This window comes from Rhizobium sp. L43 (genome assembly GCF_002531725.1).
GTDB lineage: Bacteria > Pseudomonadota > Alphaproteobacteria > Rhizobiales > Rhizobiaceae > Rhizobium.
Genome location: NZ_NWSQ01000008.1, coordinates 115,549 through 134,493, shown reverse-complemented (window position 1 = coordinate 134,493; position 18,945 = coordinate 115,549). Strand labels below are relative to the sequence as shown.

Here is an 18,945-nt window from a genome sequence, read left to right as displayed (position 1 = left end):
TAACGATTTGCTCCATCTGTAAAATGCCGTTTACCACTTTTCCGGAAAACCGACGTCGCATTTGCGCAAACCATATCCCGGTAGCGCCGGAAATGTTTATCGATTGCGTCGCTGGAGATGAGAGGAGCCGGACATGATGAAGCGCATATTTTCCGCCTTTTTTGCCCTGATCATTCCGGTGCAGGCAACCCTGTCGCAATCCGCCGATGAGGGGCAAGCACGCAAAGCCCGATCCATCGCCCAGCTTCAATCGGAGGGCGTGCCGACCATCGATCATCTGCCGGTCATCGAGCCCGAGAGCGAAAGCACCCGCCGAAATACGAAATTCGTCGTCCAGCGCACCATCGCACTGGCGATCGTTGCCGTAAAAGGCGAAACCGGCGACCACGCCATGGGGCAGGCTCTTATCCGGCAGTTCGACGCCGCAGGTTTTTTCACCCCTAGGGAAAAGGCGTTCATGGATGATCCCGATCCCTCGGATCAGGACCGGACGAATTTCGCCTGGCGATACGAGGGTGTCCACGTCATGCTGTGGGCGCTGGGGATTTCGCCGGAGCTCGAACGTCCCGACCATATTTGCGATGTTCCCTCCATTGCGAATACGCTTCGCGAACTGGGGACGGACGGGCTGATGCGCCGTGCCAAGCTGCGCCCGCAGAAAGAGCTGCTCGACGCTGCCGACCTGATCTACCGCTACGATTGGGCCGCCGTGAACGCGCGACTAAAGGGCGAAGAGCCACCTGCCGGATTGGACAAAGGCGTGGTCTATGAATGGCACTACGCCCTCAACTGGCTGATCGGTTATATGGATCAGGACTGGGACGATATCACTACAGACACCTGATGTTTCTAACGCCTCGATAAGGTGATGGAACCTCCTTCGTATTGCGTTCGGCGTTTCATATCGTCGCGTGACAATTCTTCGATCCTCATTCGCTCCTTGGAGGATATCCGCGCATGGCTATCGGATCGCGGATAAATTAGACGAGTCTCAAGCATTTCGGTCGCCGTTCCGCGCTTTTGCCGGCGGCGCGAGACCCGCTCAGCCCTCACGCTGAGGCAGATGCATGTTTTACGAAATAGCATTATGATCGATGCGACGCCTACCGGCGTTGGTTGTGGATCTTTGATCCGCGCGGGATGGGAGGACGCAGGATTGGAGCAGCTGAAGGATCGGAACACTATTCCCAAGCGCGAAGGCAGCGGTTCGGCATCGCCGCCCTATGAACGGCCCGGCGTCGTCGCTGCCGCCGTTTACCAGCAAGGGCAACGCATCCGCGACATCAGGATAGAAGAGGCCGGTGAATGGCGGGGTCGGGAGAATGCGGTCGTCTGGATCGGCCTGCACGAGCCGGATGAAGTGCTGCTGCACCAGATCCAGGCCGAGTTCAATCTCCATCCGCTGGCGATCGAGGATGCGGCGCAGCCCCATCAGCGCCCGAAGCTGGAGATTTACGGAGAGGCGATGTTCATCGTCGCCCGGACCGCCCACATGAAGGACGACGAAATCGTCTTCGGCGAAACGCATCTCTTCGTCGGTCGCGGTTATGTCGTCTCCGTTCGCCACGGAGAATCCTCCTCCTATCTGGCGGTCAGGCAGCGATGCGAGGCGACGCCGGCCGCCCTTGCCCACGGCGAGAACTACATTCTCTATTCGATCCTCGATTTCATCGTCGATAACTACATGCCCGTCATCGAGGTCGTGCAGGAGGAAGTCGAGAAGCTCGAGGACCTGGTGTTGCGCGAGCAGCTGGAAAAATCCGACATCGAGCGGCTTTACCTTTTGCGGCGCAAGCTGCTGCGGCTGCGCAATGCCGTCGTGCCGCTCGTCGACGTCTGCCGGCGCTACGAGCATATCGATCTTCCCGGCATGGATCCGACGCTCCAGTCGCTGTTTCGCGATGTGACCGATCACGTGCGCCGGGTTCAGGAGGATATCGATGCGCTGCGCGAGGTTCTCGCCTTTGCCTTCGAGGCCAGCGTGATGATCGGCCAGACGGAGCAGACGGCGATCGCCCGCAAGCTCGCCGCCTGGGCGGCGATCCTCGCCGTGCCCACCGCAATCGCCGGCATCTACGGCATGAACTTCAGCGATATGCCTGAGCTGAAATTCCAGTATGGCTATTTCGTCGTGCTCGGCGTCATCGCCGTCCTGTGCCTCGGGCTTTTCGGCTTCTTTCGCCGGAGGAGGTGGCTCTAATCAGCACAGTGCTTCCAGCAGCCGGTCCCGGTGGATGCCGACATAGCTGATGTCGTTCAGATAGAGCCGGGCGTCTCCCGTCGCTACATCCTCCGCAAAGGTCTCGTCCCCGGCCGCGGCACTTGCCAACATGAAATCGACGAGTGCTTGAAGCCGCCTGCAGATCATCTCGGGAAGCTGGCGCCTTTCTTCCACGGTCGCGCCATAAGCTGAGCAGAAGATTTCCGCCCGCCGCAGCTGGTCGTCGAGGCCGAATGCCACGCCGGGATTGGCGGGATCGGACAGAGGCGCCCAGCGATAGACCGCATAGGCGAGATCCCACAGGCGCGGTGCGGGATGGGCGGTATCGAAATCGATGATCCCGACAGCCTCATCATTTACGGCGGCGACATTGTAAGGCGCATAGTCGCCGTGGCAGATGATCTCGCGCGGCTCCCGCGGCGGTAGCATCCATGTCTGGACCTCGCCATCCCCTTCGAGAAACCCTTCAGATGCCGAATGAAAATCCCGCAGAAGCCTGGCCGCCGAAATCAGCATGCGCTCCGATCCGACAGACGGATCGCCGAGGTCTTCGCAGACCCGCCCGGCGACATAGCTGACAATTTCCTGGCCTTCCCGTGATATCTTGATGGGTTCCGGGGCTCCCCGAAAACCTCTGCTCCCGAGATGGCGCAAAAACCGGTGCACCGTCGGCGTCCACACGCCCGACGGCCTGACGACGGTATCGCCGTTGCGCCAGATCTGCCCGGTTCGTCCGCCCTCCAACAGTTTCACGCCATGGCCTCCCGCGTGCGATCCCTCTATGCGGATTTCAGCTTTCCGATACGGTCCTGAACGGTCGCGCCAAGGTTCGTCTCATGGCAGTTCCGGTAAAACGTCGCCATATCGGCGGGCATCCCCTCGGGGATGGCGACGAAGTCTTCGAGCCGGAATCCGCTGGCGCTGCCGAGTTGCGGGTCTGCAAGCCGGCTCTCGCTCAAATCGCCGACACGATCGGCCAGGGCTTCGAAGTAGGCGAGGTTCTCATCCACCGCCGAAGGCGAAGATGTCCTGCCGTGTGCGGGGATGACCAATCTTGCACCGAGGTCGCGGATGCGCGCCAGCGAGGAGCGGATCAGGCGAAGATCATCGGCACGTCTGCTCCAGACTTCGGGAATGGGATATTCCACCGCATCGACCGCCAGGCAGATGCGAAGTTCTGGAATCCAGACGGCGACATGGTCGGGCGTGTGTCCTGGCGTATGGATGAGTTCCAGCGTCAGATCGCCGCCGTTCAGAACCATCGAGCCGGAGAAGGTGATGTCGGGGCCGATGAGTTCGACATTGCGAAACCGGGCTTCCTCGCCCGCCTTGTCGTTCAGCACCTGCTGCGCGGAGGGATCACGCAGGCGGTCGAGTGCCGCGGCATGCGCGATGATGGGAGCGCGCCCGGCTACGGCGGCATTGCCCCAGAAGTGATCCCAATCCATATGCGAATTGATGACGATCAAGGGGCGGGCCTCGGCCTTTTCCCCAAGCAGATCGAGCGCCGTCTTGCATTGCTCCGGCGTGCCGAGCGTATCGATCAGGACATTGAACCTCTCCGTCCGAACGAACGCGCCGTCCACTTCGTCACCCGCCCTGACGATCACGATCCGCTCGTCAAGTCCGGGATAGGAGCACAATTCCACCGATGGATCCACGTCTGGCTGCCTCTGTTGTTATCGCGGTGATTTTATCCAGTACATCAAATCCTGTTCGGATGCCTGATGGTTGAAGGCGAGCCTCTACCTGTCTTTTACATGTGGCCTTGGCACCGTGTCTCTGCATCTAAGTGTCCAAGATCCGTATTACTCACTTCACGATTACTTGGCAGCACGGATGTCTTGCCGGTGTATCTATTACTAGGAAACTCTCAAGACTCGATCTCCTTGTATCGAGCGTGTCTTTGAGAAAGTATGTAAGCAAACAGGTTCCGAGAAAGAATTCTTGCTCCGTTCTGGACTCTGTGACCGATTTGCAGAGCGCATTGACTTCGCTCTTGATTGGTCTCTAGATAAGGTAGCTGCGAATCAAGAGGCCCAGATATGCCGAACGACCTTCTTGCCCATGTCTACAGAGAGAGAGAGAAGCTGCAGGCCGAGCTGGCGAGAGTTCCAGCCTGGCAGAAGTTGCAACAGCTTCAGAAGTTAATTGCTACCTACGAAGCCTTTGAAGACGTAGAAGAAAAGCCAAGGGCATCTTCTGAAATTCCGCCTTCTAACGCAAACGTTGTCGTAAATGTTCAGCCTCAGTCAAGGGCGGGCTCCAAAACCGCTCTGGTCAACGAGGTTATCTCAAGACATCTGTTGGACTCTGGACATCGGGCTTCTTCTGGTGATCTTCTGCCAATCGTTCAGGCGGCCGGTATAGAGATCGGCGGCTCGATACCTGCAAAGACACTTTCTTCTTTCCTTACCAGTTCCAAACTTTTCAACAATGTGAAGGGTTTTGGATACGGACTCGTTGAGTGGGGCAATAGTCTAGGGCCTAAAGCCGGCCTGTTGCAGTCTGCAGCGAAGCAGAGCCCCTCTATGTCCATGCTCGACGAAAAAAACAATTCAGGAGTGGATGGTGGCCACTCCTGAATTCTATCAACCCTGCGCTGTTTAAAGCGCCCAAACACGGAGGATGGCATGGCTAAATACCATGGACCGACAACACCGGTCTAATAGGACCCGCATCGAAAGCTGGTAACGATCGATGCGGGCTTGTGACTACCCCGGTTAGGAGAAGGCCACAGGTTTCCTTTTCTTGACCGGGTTCAACATCAAGCGCAAGCACGAAAGGATTTCGCATGCGCGTCGAACTCGATCATTTCCCTAGCACGTATATAAAGGCATGCAACGTGCTTTGGGCAGTTCTGATCAAGGGGTGGCCTCAGACCAAGGCTGCTATAGTCTTTCGCCTGAACGTCGGAACCGTGAACCACATTGTTCATCGTCGCCGGTTCCCAACTGCCGTACCCCTCCCTCCGAATGATACGACTCTCAGCTAAAAGGTAGTCTAACTATGCGGCATCATCAAGTCTGGTGATGCCGCTAGCATTGTCGTTATAGAAGAAAAAACCGCAGACCGTAGCTAGGCCAAATGAAGCGGTTCCACCGGGTTGGCGCAGCCAATGCCGCTTTTATACCAGACCAAGTCATTTTTGAGATGCTGCAGCATCTCGGTGCGATCAAGCCGGATCAATCATACTGACCACTCGTGCGACGATCTCGTCGGTCGTGGAGGTGTCCAATGTATCCACAAGCCGAGCGGTTTTAAGCCTTACTCGCTCCATAATGTCGAGGGCTCTGACCTGATTGCAGAGAGCGACCCCTGTCGTCTTATGACCTGAGATGTTGACGGCCAGTCCAGCTTTGCGCGTGAACACACCTCCCGTGGTGATAGGCACGGTGAGGCACATTCCCACGACATTGATTTCGCGAGGACTGATCACGACGCATCGATGGGCGTCCTTCATTTCGTTCCCGACGACTGGATTCAGGTCGACGAGAAAGACGTCGCCACGCCTGGGAACGTTGCTGCGAACCATCAGGACACTTCGTTGCCGACAGGCGGGCTGACGTTCCAGGCTGCAGCCTGCTTGTTCAGCGCAGACATCTCATCTGCCCCTTCAAGCAACTCCGCCAGTGTATATCTCTTCTTCGCCACCGTTGGCGTGGCGACAAGCGCTCCATTGCTTACGACCAAGGTCAACTCCGCGCCGACTTCCACCCCGAGCATTTTTAACAGTGCGGGGGGAATGCTAAATACAGTCGCGCCGCCCTGGCGGCGAATCTTTGCTGTGTTCGTCATCTAAGTGCCTCTGATTTGTGCTACATAAATAGCACATTCTTCGATGGCGACAAGGACGGGCGTGCGGCTTCTGGTTACGGCGCGCGCTTTTGCGGCACTTGTACCGCGATGCTGGCATTTGCGATGGCCGTCATCGGACGTTCATTCCGCCTTCGGCTTCCGCTCCACGGGAACATGGACATCCCAATCTTTCATCACAGAGTTCGGCACGGCGGCCGTGCAGATCACCATGACGCTCGGTTTCGAGCGGCCAAGGCTCTTCGGCGTCCACTGTGTTTCCAGCGGGACCGCACATCGGGGAACCAGCGTCTTCAGGTTGGGTTCCAGCACCTCCCATTGCTGAGGTCCCTTGGCGTTCTCCTGCGAAATGAAGCGCCTGGCCTCCTCGCGGATTTCGAACAGGCCATGCGTCTCCTCCGTGGAGTGATCGGTCTCGATGCTCCAGGAAGCCAGGCACAAGGCGCAAGCCGACAGGGCGGCGCTAAAGAGTATCGATCGAAGCAATGGTGCGCCGTCAGCAGTCAAATGGGTCACCCTCCCGGGAGGCGCAAGACTACCCAAAGATAGCGCGAATCTTCAAGGCCTCTCTGCAGCGCGAGCGCTTGGAACACGTCTCATCCAAGCCGCGGCAATGCGGCCGACGGGATATGGCGCATCGCGAATTGCCAGTTTCGGTGGAACAACCTCCGCCAACAGAAGTTTGCCTCTAAAGCAAATCGAGGCGGCGGCCGATGTCATTCTCTCCAAACCAGGGTGTGTTGAGCACCCCACCGCGGATTTATTACGTCAATCCACTCCTTCTTCAGGGTATCGATGCGTGGCGCGAGGTTTTCGACCACGCCGCGGAGATGGATTTCGACCGTGTGCTGACCGCACCTCTCTTCGACCGGGGCGGGGAGCGCAGCGTCTTTGTCTCCCAGGACCTGGATTGCCTCGATCCTGAGCTATCACTCGGAAGCGAGGTCGAGGATGGGGTCGGGCGTCTGGCGGCGGCCGCCCGCGAAAGCGGTGTCGCCTTGATGATGGACCTGATGCTCGACGGCAAAGCCCGGGATCCACATGCGGGCTTTCATCCCGTCGACCCCCGGCGCTCGCCGTTGGACCCGGAAGACCCGATATCGGTGATAGAGGCGGAGCGCCAATCGCAACTGTCGGCGGAATGGACCGAACGGCTGCGACTGCTGACCGATCTCGGCGTCTCCGGCTACCGGGCGCTCGGCATCGACCGCATTGCGCCGGCGGTTTTCAAATCGCTGATTTCGGCGGTGCGCGAGAAGGCAGAAGCGCAATTCCTCGCCTGGACGCCCGGCACTGATTTTGGGGCGAGGGACGCGGTCAAGAATACAGGCTTCGACGGCTGCTTTTCATCGATGGCCTGGTGGGATTTCGACGAGAGATGGTTCATCGAGGAATACCGCATCCAGGCGCCGCTCGGCTGGCAGATCGCTTTTCCGGAACCGCCATTCGCCAGGCGGATTGCGCACGGAACCGAGAGCCGCGAAATCCTCGAACGGCGCGCCACCAGGGCGCTGCGCCTTGCCGCCACGCTCGGCGGCGGCCTGATGGTTCCGATGGGCTTCGAATATGGCGCAGCCACGCCGCTCGATCCGACCCATGGGAATGCAGCCGGCCTGCGGGGCCTGCGCCATGACCTCGCTTTCGATCTCTGCTCGGAAATTCGCCTTGCGAACACCGAGATCGGCAAGAACCCGCATGCGCATGCCGCATCGCTTCGGCTGATCCGCAACGCCAATGGCCCGGTCTCGGCACTGCTGCAGTCCGAGGCCGAAGACCTGCGCAGCGCGGGGAATGTGCGGTTCATCCTGCTCAACAGGGACCTCCGGAAAAGTGCGCCGGCGCCGGTGACCGCACTTCGCGAAGCGGCTTCGGGTTTTCTTCCCGTCGCAGCCGATGGCGCGGCGCTACGGCTGCGGGCAGGGGAGACCCGGGTGGTCGAATGCAAGGCGCCGGCGCCGATCACAGCCCGGCCGATCCTCGAGATCGAGCAGGCGGTCGCCTCGGCGCGGCTTGCCATCGAAAACATCATGCCGCGGGTCGATGACGGGCGCTTCCCCGTCAAGCGGGTGGCCGGCGACATCGTCACCGTCGAGGCTGACATAGTCGCCGACGGCCATGACCCGATCGCGGCGATCCTGCTCTGGCGGCCGGTCGATGCGGCGGACTGGAACGAGACGGAGATGCAGCTGGTCGAAAACGACCGCTGGCGCGCCGAATTCCTGCTGGAGCGCACCGGACGTTATGAGTTCGCCGTCGAGGCGTGGAAAAACCCATTTGCGATCTTTCGCTATGAACTGACGAAGAAACACGACGCCAGGCTGGACCTGAAGCTCGAACTGCAGGAGGGGCTGAACCTCGTCCGCTCGGCCGAGACACATGCGGGTGCCGCGCTCCGCACCGAATTGAAGGCCCTCGCCGACAGTCTCGAACGGGCGTCCGATGCCGAGCGCACGGCGATCCTGCTCGATGCCGAGACATTCGAATTGATGAACAGGGCGGACAGGCGGCCGTTTCGGCTTCGCTCAGGGGCAAGCGCCGTCGATGCCGAGCGCAAGGCGGCGGCTTTTGCCAGCTGGTACCAGATCTTCCCGCGCTCGCAGAGCGGCGATCCGGACCGGCACGGCACCTTCGACGACGTTATATCGAGATTGCCCGCCATCCGCGACATGGGCTTCGATGCGCTCTATTTCCCGCCGATTCATCCGATCGGATCGACCAACCGGAAAGGCCGCAACAACAGCCTGAAGGCCGCGCCTGATGATCCCGGCAGCCCCTATGCCATCGGCTCCGAGGACGGCGGCCACGATGCCATTCATCCCGAGCTCGGCGAGTTCGAGGATTTCCGCCGGCTGGTCGAGGCGGCAAGCCGGCATGGCCTGGAGATCGCTCTCGACCTCGCAATCCAGGCGTCGCCGGATCACCCCTGGCTGAAGGAGCATCCCGGCTGGTTCGACTGGCGTCCCGACGGCACGATCAAATATGCCGAAAACCCGCCGAAGAAATACGAGGATATCGTCAACGTCGATTTCTACACAAAAGATGCGCTGCCTTCGCTCTGGGTGGAAATCCGAGATGTCGTCCAGCTTTGGGTGGACCAGGGCGTCAAGCTCTTTCGCGTCGACAATCCGCACACGAAACCTTTCCCGTTCTGGGAATGGCTGATCGGCGATATCCGGGCGCGTCACCCCGATGTCGTTTTCCTGTCGGAGGCCTTCACCAAGCCGAAGGTCATGTACCGGCTGGCGAAGATCGGCTTCTCTCAGTCCTACACCTACTTCACCTGGCGCAATGCCAAGTGGGAGCTTGAGCAATATATGCGGGAGCTGACCGAGACGGCGGCGAAGGAGTTCTTCCGGCCGCATTTCTTCGTCAACACCCATGATATCAATCCGGATTTCCTGCAGAACGCGCCGCGCCCGGCCTTCCTGATCCGTGCGGCCCTTGCCGCCACGCTGTCTGGATTATGGGGCGTCTATAATGGTTTCGAACTTTGCGAGGGGCGCCCGGATGCCAAGCGCAAGGAATATGCCGATAGCGAGAAGTACGAGATCCGCGCCTGGGACTACGACCGGCCGGGCAATATCATTGCCGAAATCAGGACGCTCAACCGCATCAGGAACGAAAACACCGCGCTGCATTCGCATCTCGGGCTGACGCTGCTGAATGCGTGGAATGACAATATCCTTTTCTTCGAGAAGGCAAGCAAGGCCCGCGACAATGTCCTGCTCATCGCCATCAGCCTCGACCCCCACAATTTTCAGCAAAGCGATGTCGAACTGCCGCTCTGGCACTGGTCGCTCGGCGACGACGGCACGCTGGATGCCGAGGATCTGATCGGCGGGCATCGTTTCAAATGGACCGGCAAAAGGCAGACCGTCAGCCTAAACCCTGAGATTCTGCCCTTTGCGATCTGGCGCGTTCGAGCAGCGGAGGCATGAATGGACACGATGAACCCCGATGGTATCGAGCAGCCGCTCTGGTACAAGGATGCGATCATCTATCAGCTGCACATCAAGTCGTTCTACGACGCCAATGGCGACGGGGTCGGCGACTTTGCCGGCCTGCACCAGAAACTCGATCACATCGCAGCCCTCGGCGTCAATGCCATCTGGCTCCTGCCGTTCTTTCCCTCTCCGCGCCGCGACGACGGCTATGACATTGCCGACTATGGCAATGTCAGCCCCGATTACGGGACGGTGGAGGACTTCCGTGCTTTCGTCGACGCTGCCCACCGGCGCAATATCCGCGTCATCATCGAGCTCGTCATCAACCACACCTCCGATCAGCATCCCTGGTTCCAGCGCGCCCGCCAGGCCCCGGCGGGATCGCCGGAGCGCGACTTCTACGTCTGGTCCGATAGTGATCAGAAATTTCCGGAAACGCGGATCATTTTCATCGACACGGAAAAATCCAACTGGACATGGGACGCGGTTGCCGGCGCCTATTACTGGCACCGCTTCTATTCCCATCAACCCGACCTGAATTTCGACAGCCCCCTCGTCATGGAGGAATTGCTGAGGGTGATGCGCTTCTGGCTGGAAACCGGCATAGACGGATTTCGTCTCGATGCGATCCCCTACCTCGTCGAGCGCGAGGGCACGATCAACGAAAACCTGCCGGAAACCCATGCAATCCTCAGGCGCATCCGCGCCGCTCTCGACGCCACCCATCCCGGCGTGATGCTGCTTGCCGAGGCCAATCAATGGCCGGAGGACACGCGCGAATATTTCGGGGAGGGCGACGAATGCCACATGGCCTTCCACTTCCCGCTGATGCCGCGGATGTATATGGCGATCGCCAAGGAGGACCGGTTCCCGATCACCGACATCCTGCGCCAGACGCCGGAGATTCCCGACAACTGCCAATGGGCGATCTTCCTTCGCAACCACGACGAACTGACGCTCGAAATGGTGACCGACGCCGAGCGGGACTATCTCTGGGAGACCTATGCGTCCGACAAGCGCGCCCGCATCAATCTCGGCATCAGGCGGCGCCTGGCGCCGCTGATGGAGCGCGACCGGCGGCGGATCGAGCTGATGAACGCGCTGCTTCTGTCGATGCCGGGAACGCCTGTCATCTATTACGGCGACGAGATCGGCATGGGGGACAATATCTATCTCGGCGACCGCGATGGGGTGAGGACGCCGATGCAATGGTCTCCGGACCGCAATGGCGGCTTCTCTAGGGTCGATCCGGCGCGTCTCGTCCTGCCGCCGGTCGCCGACCCGCTCTACGGTTTCGAGGCCGTCAACGTCGAGGCGCAGAGCACAGACGCCCATTCGCTGCTCAACTGGACGCGCAAGATGCTGGCGCTGCGCGGCAGGCATCCAGCTTTCGGGCGTGGTTCGCTGCGGTTTCTCTCTCCGGAGAATCGCAAGATCCTTGCCTACCTCCGGGAATATGAAGGCGAGACCCTGCTTTGCGTCGCAAATCTCTCGCGGCTGCCACAGGCCGTCGAACTCGACCTATCGAGCTTCGAGGGCCGCGTGCCGATCGAATTGACCGGCATGTCGCCCTTTCCGCCGATCGGTCAGCTGACCTATCTGCTGACATTGCCGCCCTACGGCTTCTTCTGGTTCCAATTGGAGGCCGATGCCGACCCGCCGGCATGGCGCACCGCGCCGCCGGAGCAGCTTCCCGATCTGGTGACCATGGTGATCCGCCGCGGCCTGCTCGATCTTGTCGATGAACCCAAGCTCGCGCGCGTCCTCAGCACTGAAATCCTGCCTGCCTATCTCGCCAAACGGCGGTGGTTCGGGGCGAAGGACCAGGCGCTTCAGGCGGCACGGCTGATCTCCGCAACGCCGATCCCTTATGCCGACGGTATCGTCCTCGGCGAATTGGAAGCTGTGCTGCCGAACCACAGCGAATCCTATCAGCTGCCGCTGGCGGTCGCCTGGGACGATGCCCAACCCTCCGTGCTGACCCAGCAGCTTGCCCTCGGACGGGTGCGCCAAGGCCGGCGCGTCGGCTTCCTGACGGACGGATTTGCCGTGGAGGCGATGGCGCGCGGCATCCTGCGGGGGCTTGGAGACCGCTCGCGGACCACCGGCCGCACCGGCACGCTTGAATTTCTCGGCACCGAGCGGCTCGACCGGCTCGAAATCACCGACGAGCTTCCGGTCCATTGGCTCTCGGCCGAGCAGTCCAACAGCTCGCTGATCGTCGGCGACCTCGCGATGATCAAGCTAATCAGGCACATCTTTCCCGGTATTCATCCGGAGGTCGAGATGACGCGCTATCTCACCCGCGCCGGCTATGACCACACGGCGCCCCTGCTCGGCGAGGTCGCACATACCGATTCCAGCGGACGCCGTTCGACATTGATCATCGTCCAGGGCGCAATCCGCAATCAGGGCGATGCCTGGAACTGGATGTTGAACAATCTGCGCCGTGGAGCAGACGAACTCGTGCTGAATGACCCGGCGGTTCAACCGGGCGACGACGTCTTCCGGCCGCTGATCAGCTTCGTCGCGATGGTCGGCCTTCGGCTCGGCGAGCTGCATGTCGTACTTGCCGGGGAGACCGGGGACGAGGCCTTCAGCGCGGTGGTCGCAGGCGACAGCGAGGTCGAGGCGATGAAAAAGGCCGTTGCCGGCGAGGTCGCCTATGCCATGTCGAAACTGGCAGAACGCGAGGAGAATGCCGATCCCGCGATCGACCTGCTCGCAGCCCCGCTTCTCGCGCGTCGTTCCGAGCTCGTCGAGCTCGCTGCGACGCTGGCGGAGAGCGCCCGCCATACGCTGATGACCCGCACGCATGGCGATTTCCATCTCGGTCAGATCCTCGTCAGCGAGGGCGATGCCGTCATTATCGATTTCGAGGGCGAGCCCGCGAAAAACCTGGCCGAGCGCCGGGCCAAGACCAACCCGCTGCGCGATGTCGCCGGGCTTTTGAGATCGCTGAGCTATCTCGTGGCCACCGCCCAGCTCGACAATGATGCGGTCATCGAACACGAGAATGAAGTCCGCCGCGACGCCATCGCCCGCTTCGGGCGTCATGCCGAGGAGGCCTTTCTCGATGCCTATTCGCAGGCGGTCTCCGTATCGAAGGAGCTTGACATGTCAACCGATCAAAGACGGAGGGTTCTCGATGCCTTTCTTCTCGAAAAGGCCGCCTACGAGATCGCCTATGAAGCCCGCAACAGGCCGAAATGGCTACCGATCCCACTATCCGGCCTTACCGAAATCGTATCGCGTCTGGCGGGGGTCAAGGCATGAATGTTGAACGTTCGGAACTTCTCTCAGGCATCGGACAGGATGCGTTATGGGCCTTGATCGAGGGGCGCCATGGCGATCCCTTCTCGATCCTCGGTCCCCACGAAAGCGGCGGCATGACGATCGTACGGGTCTATCTGCCCGGCGCCGAAGCGGTCGATCTCATCGAGGCGGCGAGCGGTCGGGTGATAACGCCTTTCAGCATCGCCCATCCGTCCGGTCTGTTTGCGGCGGCGGCCGCCTCGAGGAGCGGATACCGGCTGCGGATTACCTGGCCGGATGCGGTCCAGATCACCGAGGACCCCTATAGTTTCGGTCTGCTCCTCGGCGAGCTCGACCTCCATCTGATAGCGGAGGGCACCCACTACAGCCTGAGCCGGACGCTCGGCGCGGTTGATATGTCGATCGACGGCATAACAGGCGTCCGTTTCGCCGTCTGGGCCCCGAATGCGCGCCGCGTCTCGGTCGTCGGCGATTTCAACGCCTGGGATGGGCGGCGAAGTCCAATGCGGCTGAGACCGTCGGCGGGTGTCTGGGAACTGTTTATTCCCCGCCTCGCCCCCGGCGAAAGATACAAGTTCGAGATCGTCGATGCACAGGGGACCTGCCTGTCGCAGAAGGCCGATCCGGTGGCGAGGGCGAGCGAGGCTGCACCTTCCACCGCATCCATCGTCGCATCGTCGACGCCGTTTCGATGGAGCGATGACGGCTGGATGAAAGGACGATCCAGGCAAGACAGGCTGGAGGGCGCATTCTCCGTCTATGAGGTGCACGCCGGTTCCTGGCTTCGCGACCAGAAGGACGGCAACAGGTCGCTTGACTGGGTCGAGCTCAGCCAGCGCCTCGTTCCCTATGCCCGCGACATGGGTTTTACCCATATCGAGCTGCTGCCGATCATGGAGTATCCGTTCGGCGGATCCTGGGGTTATCAGCCGCTTGGCCTGTTTGCGCCCACCGGCCGATATGGGACGCCCGAGGATCTCGCCTATTTCGTCGACCGCTGCCATGGCGCCGGGCTCGGCGTCATCCTCGACTGGGTGCCGGCCCATTTTCCCACAGACGTCTGGGGGCTTGCCCGCTTCGACGGCACGGCGCTCTACGAACACGAAGATCCGCGCGAAGGCTTTCACGGCGATTGGAACACGCTGATCTACAATCTCGGCCGCAACGAGGTGAAAGGCTTCCTGATCGCCAGCGCCCTGGAATGGCTAGAGCGCTACCATATCGACGGTCTGCGCGTCGATGCCGTTGCCTCGATGCTCTACCGCGACTACAGCCGCAACGAAGGCGAATGGATTCCCAACCGCTATGGTGGCCGCGAGAATCTGGAAGCGGTCGAATTCTTCAAGCACCTGAACAGCATCATTCACGAGCGCTGCCCGCATGCGATTGTCATCGCCGAGGAATCGACGGCCTGGCCAGGCGTGACGAAGCCGCCGGAGCAGGGCGGGCTGGGGTTCGACATCAAATGGAACATGGGCTGGATGCATGACAGCCTGAGTTATATCGAGAAGGATCCGGTCTATCGCAGCCATCATCATGGCACGATGACCTTCGGCATGCTCTATGCCTATTCCGAGCGCTTCATGCTGCCGATTTCCCATGACGAGGTGGTTTACGGAAAGGGCTCGCTGCTCACCAAGATGCCGGGCGACGAGTGGCAGAAATTCGCCAATCTGCGCAGCTATCTCGGCTTCATGTGGGGCCATCCCGGCAAGAAGCTCCTGTTCATGGGAAGCGAAATCGCCCAGCCGGGTGAGTGGAACCATGACGGTTCGGTGACCTGGGATGTGCTGGACCGACCTCAGCATGCGGGGATTCAGCGGCTGGTCAAGGATCTCAATAGCTTTTACGGAGAGGAGCCGGCCTTACAGTTCGGCGATTTTCATCCCGAGGGCTTCGAATGGGCGACCGCCGACGATGCCGTCAATTCCGTTCTCGGCATACTGCGTTATGCCCCGGATCGCGCCTCGTCCGTCCTCGTCGTCTCGAATTTCACGCCGGTGCCGCGTTACGGCTACAGGATCGGCGTGCCTCGGGATGGTGTGTGGGTCGAGCAGATCACGACGGATGCCCGGGAATATGGCGGCGCGGGTCTCGTCAACGGCGCGCTCTCGAGCGAACCCATACCCACCCACGGCAGGCCCGTCTCTCTGTCACTGACGCTGCCGCCGCTGGCGACGGTCTTTCTCAAGGGACCATCGCCGTGAGAAGGCTCAAGGCCCTCTGGTCACCCTGCGTGCGGAGCCGGATGAATGAAGGGCCAGGGGCTCGCCTCGGATCCCTTTTCGATGGGAACTTCGATCAAAACGGGTTCATCGAGAGATAGAGCTTTTTCGAGCGCCTCTTTCAATTCGCCGGGGCTCGTCACCCTGAACGATCGAATGCCGAAGCTCTCGCCAAGGGCTGTAAAGTCCGGATTGGTGAGGTCCGAGCCAAGATAACGGCCCTTATAGGTCTGTTTCTGGTCGCGCAGCACATTGCCGTAGGCGGAATTGTTGAAGACGACCGCGACGACGTTGATCTTGTGCTGGACGGCGGTGGCAAGTTCCTGAACGCCGAACAGGAAGCCGCCATCGCCTGAGATAGAAATAACTGATTTGTCGGGATGGGCGACTTTGACCCCCAAGGCCGTGTTGAAGCCGAAACCCAGATTGTCCTGATAACCGCATGTCACGTACTGGCGAGGGCCGTAGACCGGGAATGCAAACCGGGCGGTAAAGCCCATCTGGCAGATTTCCTCGACGAAGAAGCCGTCCCTCGGGAGAGCCTCGCGGATGGCATTGAGATAGGCGAGCTGCGGCTGCGCCGCCTGGAAGCAAGACCGGGCCTCTTCGTTGAGCTCGGCGAATTCGCGCGTGCGGTCCTCGCGGCCGGACCCGGCCAGGGCATCGATCAGCGCCTGCGTTCCATCCCTCGCATCCGCGACGACGCCGACATCGGGCTTGAGGCGGACCATCTCGGTCGGATCGATATCGATGCGGATGACCTTGAGATCTTTGGGAAGCCACTTCCATCGCATGAACTGCAATTCGAGCCGGCTGCCGATCCCGATCAGCACGTCTACCTTCTTCCAATATTCATAGGCGGCGACGAAATTCAGATAGTTCGGGTGGTCGTCGGCGACGATGCCCTTGCCGGAGCGGTGGGACGTCACAGGCGCCTGCAGCAGTTCTGCCAGGGCTGCGATCTCGGCTCCCGCATCTGCTGCGCCGCCGCCGACCATGATCATCGGATTCCGGGCGCCTGAAATCAGCGCCGCCGCGGCGGCGATCTCGTCTGAGTTGACGGCCGGATGAGGCGCCCTCACTCCGATGGGAAGATCGACCTCGGGACCGGATCGTCCAAACACATCCCACGGCGCTTCGACCGCTCCTGGGCCCTGACGGCCGGAGAGTATCTTGCCGATGACCCCTGATATGACGGGGCCGGTTTCGGACTGGTGATCGATGCGTTCGGCCGTCTTCGTGATCCCGCGCATCGTGGCGAGCTGATCCGGCAATTCGTGCAACTGTCCTCTGCCCTGGCCGATCAGGTGGGACATGATGTTGCCGGTAACGCAGAGAACCGGCGCGTTGGCGCCGTAGGCGGTGCAGAGGGCCGCACCAGAATTGAGAACACCCGGGCCGGGCACGACCGTATAGGCGCCGATCCTGCCGGTGGATTTGGCATAGCCGTAGGCCATGTATCCGGCGCCCTGTTCGTGCCTGGTATGAATGAACCGGATTTTATCGCCGGCGCCATAAAGGGCGTCGTTGAAATCGTACATGTGGGCGCCGGGGATGCCGAAGACCGTGTCGATCCCATGGGCGACAAGCGAACGGGTGATCGCCTGGCCGGTCGTTTCTTTCCTGCTCATTTGGAGGCTCCGATGGTGCGTTCGGTTATGATTTCAGGCAGGCTTCGGCGCGAAGTGCCGTGACGATGGCGCCGGCGTCGGCCGGCTGCATGCCGGCAAGGTTCATGCGCCCGGAATCCGCCATGTAGATGCCGTGGTTTGCCCTGAGCGCGATCGCCGTTTCTTTTCGCATGGAGAGATTGGAAAACAGCCCGCGTTGCCGGCTGATAAAGGCGAGATCGGGAGAGGCAGCGGCCAGCGCCGCACGATTGCCGTTGACGCGCAGGCACATTACTTCGAGCTCGGCGCGCCATATCGCCGTCATCTCCGGGCTTTCGAGAATGGCCCGGACGATGGCGGCCCCATGGTCGGGCGGCATCGACCAGTTCACACGGGCGAGAGCCGCCATGTTGCTTTCGGCCTTCCGGAGATCATCCCCATTGCGGGCCATGACATAGAGCGCGCCGACGCGCTCGCGGTAGAGGCCGAAGTTCTTGTCGCAGGAGTAGGCGATCAGCGCCTCGTCGACCGCGTCGAGGACCATGCGCGTCGGAGCGGCATCCTGTTCGAGGCCGTCACCAAGGCCCTGATAGGCAAGATCGATGAAGGGCACCAGCCGATGCGCAACGAGGAGATCGGTAATCTCTTGCCACTGCTCCATGGTGAAATCGATCCCCGTCGGGTTGTGGCAGCAACCATGCAGCAGCACGACGTCGCCTTCCCGAGCAGAAGACAAGGCGGCGATGACGCTTTCGAATGTCACCTGCTGTGAGGCCAGATCGACGAAGGCGTATTGCTTGACCGGCAAGCGCGCCGAACCGAAGATCGGCGCGTGATTTGGCCAGCTCGGCGTCCCCAGCAGAACCGTTGCTGCCGGGTTGGCCGTTTGGATGAGCTCGGCGCCGAGACGCAGCGCGCCGCTTCCACCCGGCGTCTGAATGCCCACGAGGCGGTTGGCGAAATTAGGCGATGCGCCGAAAATAATCGGCTCAAGCAGGCGCACGAATTGCAGGTCGCCTTCCGGGCCGAGATATTTCTTGCTGTCCTGGTTCTCTAGGAGGAACTGCTCGGCTGCCTTGACGGCGCGCATGACCGGCGTGCGTCCCCTGGCGTCGCGATAGACCCCGACGCCGAGGTCGATCTTTCCCGAGCGCTCGTCAGCCTGAAATGCCTTGATGAGTGCAAGCAGGCTGTCGGCCGGCCGGTTGTTCAGTTCATTAAACACAAGTCACCTCGTTTCCTCTATCCTGGGTCGGAGATTAACTGAAGTGTCATGCCGAATTTCTGCGATTTTCCTCCTGTAGCGATGGAAGCGTGCAGACAATCGGCGCAATCCGACTATGATGCGCAGAAATTCACCATCTCGGAGGGGCCATGCTTGACCAGTTCGATATCAAACTGCTTGCCGCACTCCAGCAAAACAGCGAGCTGACACAGAGCGAACTGTCTCAGAAGGTCAATCTCTCCGCGACCCAATGCGCACGTCGTTTGGAAAGGCTGCGCAACGAGCAATATATCCAGAGCGTCGTCGCCATCCTCAACCCCGCAAAACTGGGTTTCACGGTCGTCGCTCATACGCTTGTCAGCTTGAGAGCACATACCGAAGGCGGAAACGAGCAGCTTCATCGCTTCATCGAGACCGCGCCGGAGATTCTGGAGTGTTATTCGCAGACCGGTGACGCCGACTTTCTGATGAAGGTGATGACGCGCGACCTCGAACATCTCAGCCAGTTTCTCGAAAGGATGATCCGTGTCACCGACAATCTGGCGTTGGTCAAGTCAAGCATCGTTCTCAGGACACTGAAAAAGACCACCGCTTTGCCGCTGCAGATCGTGACGTGAGAAGCGCGCGC

The 18,945-nt window shown here is 60.6% G+C and carries 14 protein-coding genes; 7 read left to right on the top strand and 7 right to left on the bottom strand.

The window, feature by feature from the left end; genetic code table 11:
- Positions 1–133 precede the first annotated feature (133 nt).
- On the top strand, positions 134–844 hold the full coding sequence (locus tag CO667_RS12535; RefSeq protein ID WP_097618676.1) for a DUF4272 domain-containing protein: 711 nt from the start codon (positions 134–136) through the stop codon (positions 842–844).
- A 312-nt stretch (positions 845–1,156) separates the two neighbouring features.
- On the top strand, positions 1,157–2,200 hold the full coding sequence (locus CO667_RS12530; RefSeq protein WP_097618675.1) for a magnesium and cobalt transport protein CorA: 1,044 nt from the start codon (positions 1,157–1,159) through the stop codon (positions 2,198–2,200).
- Here the strand turns inward: CO667_RS12530 and CO667_RS12525 are convergent, their stop codons facing one another.
- The gene (locus CO667_RS12525; protein WP_097618674.1) at positions 2,201–2,974 is read right to left on the bottom strand and encodes an aminoglycoside phosphotransferase family protein; all 774 of its coding nucleotides are present in this window, start codon (positions 2,972–2,974) and stop codon (positions 2,201–2,203) included.
- 26 nt (positions 2,975–3,000) lie between these two features.
- Positions 3,001–3,882, bottom strand: coding sequence for an MBL fold metallo-hydrolase (locus tag CO667_RS12520; protein ID WP_097618673.1), 882 nt, complete (start codon positions 3,880–3,882; stop codon positions 3,001–3,003).
- Between the two features lie 384 nt (positions 3,883–4,266).
- On the opposite strand from CO667_RS12520, the gene CO667_RS12515 reads away from it, so the two are divergent.
- Entirely contained in the window at positions 4,267–4,806 is a 540-nt protein-coding gene (locus CO667_RS12515) for a hypothetical protein (protein WP_097618672.1), read from the top strand.
- Positions 4,807–5,396: 590 nt separating this feature from the next.
- Here CO667_RS12515 and CO667_RS12510 read toward each other — a convergent pair.
- The 3 genes from CO667_RS12510 to CO667_RS12500 form a co-directional block, all read right to left on the bottom strand.
- Entirely contained in the window at positions 5,397–5,756 is a 360-nt protein-coding gene (locus tag CO667_RS12510; RefSeq protein ID WP_097618671.1) for a type II toxin-antitoxin system PemK/MazF family toxin, read from the bottom strand.
- On the bottom strand, positions 5,756–6,019 hold the full coding sequence (locus CO667_RS12505) for a PbsX family transcriptional regulator (RefSeq protein WP_097618670.1): 264 nt from the start codon (positions 6,017–6,019) through the stop codon (positions 5,756–5,758). The genes CO667_RS12510 and CO667_RS12505 overlap by 1 nt, the downstream gene beginning before the upstream one ends.
- A 141-nt stretch (positions 6,020–6,160) precedes the next feature.
- Positions 6,161–6,523, bottom strand: a complete 363-nt coding sequence (locus CO667_RS12500; RefSeq protein WP_097618786.1) for a hypothetical protein — start codon at positions 6,521–6,523, stop codon at positions 6,161–6,163.
- Positions 6,524–6,750: 227 nt separating this feature from the next.
- Between CO667_RS12500 and CO667_RS12495 the strand changes: the two genes are divergently transcribed.
- Genes CO667_RS12495 through glgB form a run of 3 tightly spaced genes read left to right on the top strand, consistent with a single transcriptional unit; the run spans position 6,751 to position 15,464 of the window.
- The gene (locus tag CO667_RS12495) at positions 6,751–9,975 is read left to right on the top strand and encodes an alpha-1,4-glucan--maltose-1-phosphate maltosyltransferase (protein WP_097618669.1); all 3,225 of its coding nucleotides are present in this window, start codon (positions 6,751–6,753) and stop codon (positions 9,973–9,975) included.
- Entirely contained in the window at positions 9,976–13,257 is a 3,282-nt protein-coding gene (treS, locus tag CO667_RS12490) for a maltose alpha-D-glucosyltransferase (protein WP_097618668.1), read from the top strand.
- Positions 13,254–15,464, top strand: a complete 2,211-nt coding sequence (glgB, locus tag CO667_RS12485; RefSeq protein WP_097618667.1) for a 1,4-alpha-glucan branching protein GlgB — start codon at positions 13,254–13,256, stop codon at positions 15,462–15,464. The genes treS and glgB overlap by 4 nt, the downstream gene beginning before the upstream one ends.
- Positions 15,465–15,484: 20 nt before the next feature.
- On the opposite strand, the gene CO667_RS12480 is transcribed toward glgB, so the two are convergent.
- Positions 15,485–17,113, bottom strand: a complete 1,629-nt coding sequence (locus tag CO667_RS12480; RefSeq protein ID WP_097618666.1) for a thiamine pyrophosphate-dependent enzyme — start codon at positions 17,111–17,113, stop codon at positions 15,485–15,487.
- Positions 17,114–17,138: 25 nt separating this feature from the next.
- Positions 17,139–18,317 carry an amino acid aminotransferase gene (locus tag CO667_RS12475; protein ID WP_097618665.1) on the bottom strand — a complete coding sequence of 393 codons (1,179 nt, stop codon included), beginning with the start codon at positions 18,315–18,317 and terminating at the stop codon, positions 17,139–17,141.
- Positions 18,318–18,466: 149 nt separating this feature from the next.
- Between CO667_RS12475 and CO667_RS12470 the strand changes: the two genes are divergently transcribed.
- On the top strand, positions 18,467–18,934 hold the full coding sequence (locus tag CO667_RS12470) for an Lrp/AsnC family transcriptional regulator (protein ID WP_097618664.1): 468 nt from the start codon (positions 18,467–18,469) through the stop codon (positions 18,932–18,934).
- Positions 18,935–18,945 lie beyond the last annotated feature (11 nt).